The 6,000-nt window shown below is 71.3% G+C and carries 3 protein-coding genes; all 3 read left to right on the forward strand.

Features of this window, described 5'->3' with window-relative positions; genetic code table 11:
• The first annotated feature begins 67 nt into the window (after positions 1–67).
• Positions 68–1,603, forward strand: coding sequence for a N5-glutamine methyltransferase family protein (locus EAO72_RS28145; RefSeq protein ID WP_148019967.1), 1,536 nt, complete (start codon positions 68–70; stop codon positions 1,601–1,603).
• 866 nt (positions 1,604–2,469) lie between these two features.
• The gene (locus EAO72_RS28150) at positions 2,470–2,667 is read left to right on the forward strand and encodes a hypothetical protein (protein ID WP_148019968.1); all 198 of its coding nucleotides are present in this window, start codon (positions 2,470–2,472) and stop codon (positions 2,665–2,667) included.
• Between the two features lie 312 nt (positions 2,668–2,979).
• Positions 2,980–5,871 (forward strand): type I DNA topoisomerase, encoded by a 2,892-nt coding sequence (gene topA / locus EAO72_RS28155; protein WP_148019969.1) that lies wholly within the window; start codon positions 2,980–2,982, stop codon positions 5,869–5,871.
• Positions 5,872–6,000: the final 129 nt, after the last annotated feature.

The following is a 6,000-nucleotide window of genomic DNA, read 5'->3' on the forward strand; positions in this document are numbered from 1 at the left end:
CCCGCGAGCGGCCCGGCGTCCCAGGTGGGCCGCCGGGCCGCTGCCGTTGTCAGTGGGAACCGTCACAATGGGGCATGTGAGTAAGACCAGTCTTCCCGCAGCAGACCACGCGACCCGGCTCCGCGAAGCCCTTGTCGCCGCCGCCTTCACCGCAGACGGACTCCTCGAACTGCTCGGCGCTCCCGCCTACGCCGCGCTCGCCCGCAGCGAGACGGTCCCGGCGCTGCGGGCCACCCGGGGCGACGCGCCGCTCGACACGCTCGTGCGCCTCTTCCTTCTTCAGCGTCCGGTCGCCGCCGGACGGGCAGCCGCCGTGCTGCCGCTGGCGGAGTGCGTGGCGGACGGCTGGCTGACCGAGGCGGACGGCGAGGTGCGGGCCACGGTCGACGTGCGGCCGTACAGCGGCCCGGACGACCAGGACTGGTTCATCGTCTCCGACCTGGGCTGCGCCGTGGGCGGCGCCGGCGGAATCGGTTCGCACGAGGAGGGTGTCGTTCTCGGGATCGGCGGGGCGTCCACGACCCTCGCCGGGATCACCGTCCGCAGGCCCGTCGGCTCCGCCCTGGACGTCGGTACGGGCTCCGGCATCCAGGCGCTGCACGCCGCACAGCACGCCACCCGGGTCACCGCCACGGACCTCAACCCACGCGCCCTCGACTTCACCCGGCTCACCCTCGCCCTGTCCGGTGCCGCCCCGGCCGACCTGCGCGAGGGGTCGCTGTACGAGCCCGTCGGCACGGAGACGTACGACCTCATCGTCTCCAACCCGCCTTTCGTCATCTCGCCCGGCGCCCGCCTCACCTACCGCGACGGAGGCATGGCGGGCGACGACCTGTGCCGGACGCTCGTGCAGCAGACGGGCGACCGGCTCAACGAGGGCGGCTACGCCCACTTCCTGGCCAACTGGGAGCACACCGAGGACGAGGAGTGGCAGGACAGGCTGCGTTCCTGGGTACCGCGGGGCTGCGATGCCTGGGTCGTGCAGCGCGAGATGCAGGACGTCACGCAGTACGCCGAGCTGTGGCTGCGTGACAGCGGCGACCACCGCACGGACCCGGCGGAGTACGCCGCGCGGTACGACGCCTGGCTCGACGAGTTCGAGGCCCGGGGCACGAAGGGGGTCGGCTTCGGCTGGATCACGCTGCGGAAGTCCGCCGCGGCGGGGGCCGGGGAGCCCTCGATCGTGATCGAGGAGTGGCCGCACGCGGTGGAGCAACCGCTCGGGCCGGCCGTCGAGGCGCACTTCGCCCGCCAGGACTATCTGCGGGAGCAGGACGACGCGGCTCTGCTGGCCGCGCACTTCACCCTTGCCACCGAGGTCGTGCAGGAGCAGGTGGGTCTGCCGGGGGCCGAGGACCCCGAGCATGTGGTGCTGCGTCAGAACCGCGGTATGCGACGCGCGACGAAGGTCGACGCGGTCGGTGCCGGCTTCGCCGGTGTGTGCGACGGATCGCTGCCCGCCGGCCGGATCCTGGACGCGATCGCCCAGTTGATGAACGAGGACCCGGTGCTGCTGCGCGACCGCACCCCGCAGGCCATCCGACTGCTGGTCGAGGAGGGCTTCCTGGAGCCACTGCCTCCGGCTGGCCGGATGACCGGATGACCGGATGAGCTGAACCGGGCCGGCCGGATGATCCGCGGCCGGCTGGGGCAGCTGCACCGGGCCGGATGACTCGCGGCGGGCCGAACCGGACCGGATGATCCGCGGCCGGCCGGGTGGGCTGCACCGGGCCGGATGATCCGCGGCGGGCCGGGGGAGGCGCTCGGCGGTCTGCGTCCCGCCCAGGGCTGCCCGTCATGGGGCTGCCGAGTCGTCGGTACAGGCTCCGGTCCGGGGCTCAGGTGCCTCTGGCGCATGTGCCGGAGGGCCTTGTCACCAGCGCCTTCCGCCGGTGCTGCGGCCTGGTCGCCGCTCCGGTGCCGGATTCCGGTTGGGTACTGCCCGGACCTGCGGGCGGGGACGCGCGCAGATCCGGGACGTTCAGCCGAAGTCCGACGAGGCCTGAGCCGAAACTCCGTTGTCCGCGGAAGGCGGCCTCCAGGGCCGGTCTCCGTCGCCGAGCTTCCGGGCCTGATCCCGGGGCGGCCGATCTCCGCGGCCGAGGCGGCGGCACAGGCGGCGGTAGAGAGGAAGCCGTGACGGGAGCGGGGGCCGCGCTGATCGGCCTCGTACGGCTGACGGTGTTCGAACGCGGCAGCGTGCCGGTCCGGTACCGCCCCCGGCCCCGGCCGTGATGTGAATTCGGCCATGGTTGCCGTGCCTGCCGTGCCTGCCGTGCCTGCCGTGCCTGCCGTGCCTGCGGTGACGCGTCGAGGGGTGCGTCGGCCGTGAGATGTCCACCACGGCCGGGCTGTTCACCCGGAGTTCGTGCCTGCGACGTTCCGCAGTGGGAACCTCCCCCCGAGCCGGGCGGCACCGGGCGGGCAGACCGTGCCGGGCCGTTCCGGGGGACGGGGAGGCGTACGGGTATGGAGAGCGGACCTGCTGTCTTCGCCGGAACGGTGTTCACGCTGTTCGGCGCCGCATTGCTGCTGTGGACGGGGGCGCGTGTGCTGCACCGTGCGCCGGTGGCGCACGGGGTGAGCCCCGTCGCCTCCACCGCACTCGCCACTGTGTTCGGCGTACTTTTCCTCGTCCTCGGGGTGTGGTGCCTCACCCGCATCTGAACCCGCTCCGGCTCCCCGCCCGCCCGGCGGGCCCGGGAACACGCCCGGGCCTGCCGCCTCGGGGGCCTCTCGTCCGCAGGGCGGCCACAGCGCCGCCGAAACCCGCAGGCAGCGGCCGCGCGGACGGCGGACGGAGCGGGCCGGGCGGCAGGAATGGCGGAAGTCGGGTTACCGTTCGAGTGGCCGTTGCGGGCTTTTGCCGTTTGACACGGGGGCGGGTTGTACCGTCACACTCCGCAGCGACAGCACTGTCGGCAGCGCCATCGCGCTGCCCTGATGCCCACCGAGCGTCGACCGGAGAGAAGAGCGAAGTTGTCCCCGACCAGCGAGACCGCACAGGGCGGCCGCCGACTCGTCATCGTCGAGTCGCCTGCCAAGGCGAAGACGATCAAGGGCTATCTCGGCCCCGGATACGTCGTCGAGGCGAGCGTCGGGCACATCCGCGACCTCCCGAACGGCGCCGCCGAGGTGCCGGACGAGTACACCGGCGAGGTACGCCGTCTCGGCGTCGACGTAGAGAACGACTTCCAGCCGATCTACGTCGTCAATGCCGACAAGAAGGCCCAGGTCAGGAAGCTCAAGCAGCTGCTGGCCGAGTCCGACGAACTCTTCCTCGCCACCGATGAGGACCGCGAGGGCGAAGCCATCGCGTGGCACCTGCAGGAAGTCCTCAAGCCCAAGGTCCCGGTCCACCGGATGGTCTTCCACGAGATCACCAAGGACGCGATCCGGGCCGCCGTCGCCAACCCGCGCGAGCTCAACCAGCGCATGGTCGACGCCCAGGAAACCCGCCGTATCCTCGACCGCCTCTACGGCTACGAGGTCTCGCCGGTCCTGTGGAAGAAGGTCATGCCGCGGCTGTCGGCGGGCCGTGTCCAGTCCGTCGCCACCCGCCTCGTCGTCGAGCGGGAGCGCGAGCGCATCGCGTTCCGTTCCGCCGAGTACTGGGACCTGACCGGCACCTTCGCCACCGGCCGCAGCGGCGACGCGTCCGACCCCTCGACGCTCACCGCCCGCCTCAGCGCGGTCGACGGGCGCCGCATCGCCCAGGGCCGTGACTTCGGTCCGGACGGACAGCTCAAGGCCGGCTCCGCCCAGACGCTGCACCTGGACGAGACGAACGCCCGTGCCCTGGCCGCCGCGCTCGCCGACTCCACCTTCGCCGTGCGGTCCGTCGAGTCGAAGCCGTACCGCCGCTCCCCGTACGCGCCCTTCCGTACGACGACCCTCCAGCAGGAGGCGAGCCGGAAGCTGGGCTTCGGGGCGAAGGCCACCATGCAGGTCGCGCAGAAGCTGTACGAGAACGGCTTCATCACCTACATGCGGACCGACTCCACGACCCTCTCGGACACCGCGATCTCCGCGGCCCGGGCGCAGGTCACGCAGTTGTACGGGGCCAATTACCTGCCGGACAAGCCGCGCACGTACGCCGGCAAGGTCAAGAACGCGCAGGAGGCGCACGAGGCGATCCGCCCCTCCGGTGACCGCTTCCGCACCCCTGCCGAGACCGGTCTCACCGGTGACCAGTTCCGGCTCTACGAGCTGATCTGGAAGCGGACCGTCGCCTCCCAGATGAAGGACGCGGTCGGCAACTCCGTCACCGTCAAGATCGGCGGCCGGGCGAGCGACGGCCGGGACGCCGAGTTCTCCGCGTCCGGCAAGACGATCACCTTCCACGGGTTCATGAAGGCGTACGTCGAAGGCGCCGACGACCCGAACGCCGAGCTCGACGACCGTGAGCGCCGGCTGCCGCAGGTCGCCGAGGGCGACGCGCTGACCGCCGACGAGGTCACCGTCGACGGCCACGCGACCAAGCCTCCGGCCCGCTACACCGAGGCCTCGCTGGTCAAGGAGCTCGAAGAGCGCGAGATCGGCCGCCCGTCGACGTACGCCTCGATCATCGGGACGATCCTCGACCGCGGGTACGTGTTCAAGAAGGGCACGGCGCTCGTTCCGTCGTTCCTGTCGTTCGCCGTGGTCAACCTGCTGGAGAAGCACTTCGGCCGGCTCGTCGACTACGACTTCACGGCCCGGATGGAGGACGACCTCGACCGCATCGCGCGGGGCGAGGCCCAGTCCGTGCCGTGGCTGAAGCGCTTCTACTTCGGTGCGCAGGAGGGCGACGACGCGGCCGGGGCCGGAAAGGCCTCCGACGCGGGCAACGGCGACGGCGACCACCTCGGCGGGCTCAAGGAGCTCGTCACGGACCTCGGCGCGATCGATGCCCGGGAGATCTCCTCGTTCCCCGTCGGCAACGACATCAAGCTCCGGGTCGGCCGGTACGGCCCGTACATCGAGCGCGGCGAGAAGGACTCCGAGGGCCACCAGCGCGCGGACGTTCCCGAGGACCTGGCGCCCGACGAGCTGTCCGTCGAGTACGCGGAGGAGCTGCTGGCCAAGCCGAGCGGCGACTTCGAGCTCGGCGCGGACCCGGTCAGCGGGAACCAGATCATCGCCAAGGACGGGCGTTACGGCCCGTACGTCACCGAGGTGCTGCCCGAGGGCACCCCGAAGACCGGCAAGAACGCGGTGAAGCCGCGGACGGCCTCGCTCTTCAAGTCCATGTCCCTGGACACGGTGACGCTGGCCGACGCGCTGAAGCTGATGTCGCTGCCGCGCGTGGTCGGCGAGGACGCCGAGGGTGTCGAGATCACCGCGCAGAACGGCCGCTACGGCCCGTACCTGAAGAAGGGCACGGACTCGCGGTCGCTGACCTCCGAGGACCAGCTCTTCGACATCACGCTCGAAGAGGCCCTTGCGATCTACGCCCAGCCCAAGCAGCGGGGTCGTGCCGCGGCCAAGCCGCCGCTGAAGGAGCTGGGGACCGACCCGGTGAGCGGTGCTCCGGTCGTCGTCAAGGACGGACGCTTCGGCGCTTACGTCACGGACGGCGAGACGAACGCGACGCTGCGGACCGACGACAGCGTCGAGGACATCACGCCTGAGCGCGGCTACGAGCTGCTCGCCGAGAAGCGGGCCAAGGGGCCGGCCAAGAAGAAGACGGCGAAGAAGGCTCCGGCGAAGAAGGCTCCGGCCAAGAAGGCGACCGGGGCGAAGAAGACGGCGACGGCGGCCAAGAAGACGGCGGCGAAGAAGACGACTGCCGCGAAGAAGACGACCACTGCGGCGAAGAAGACGACCACTGCGGCGAAGAAGACCGCGGCCAAGAAGACGGCTGCGTCCTCCGCTTCCGCGGAGGACTGACCTTCCGGGTCTCCGGGGTTCTGGAGTTCTGGGGTCCTGAATGGCGGAGGGGCTGGACATGTGTCCGGCCCCTCCGCCATTGCCGTTTCCCGGACGGACAGGCCGACAGGCGAACGGACGGGCGGGAGG

Source organism: Streptomyces sp. OR43 (genome assembly GCF_008042275.1).
Lineage (GTDB): Bacteria > Actinomycetota > Actinomycetes > Streptomycetales > Streptomycetaceae > Streptomyces.

Excerpts from the sequence above, each read along its gene's own strand:
- EAO72_RS28150 (WP_148019968.1), top strand. The coding sequence starts at position 2,470 with ATGGAGAGCGGACCTGCTGTCTTCGCCGGAACGGTGTTCACGCTGTTC.
- EAO72_RS28145 (WP_148019967.1), top strand. The coding sequence starts at position 68 with ATGGGGCATGTGAGTAAGACCAGTCTTCCCGCAGCAGACCACGCGACC.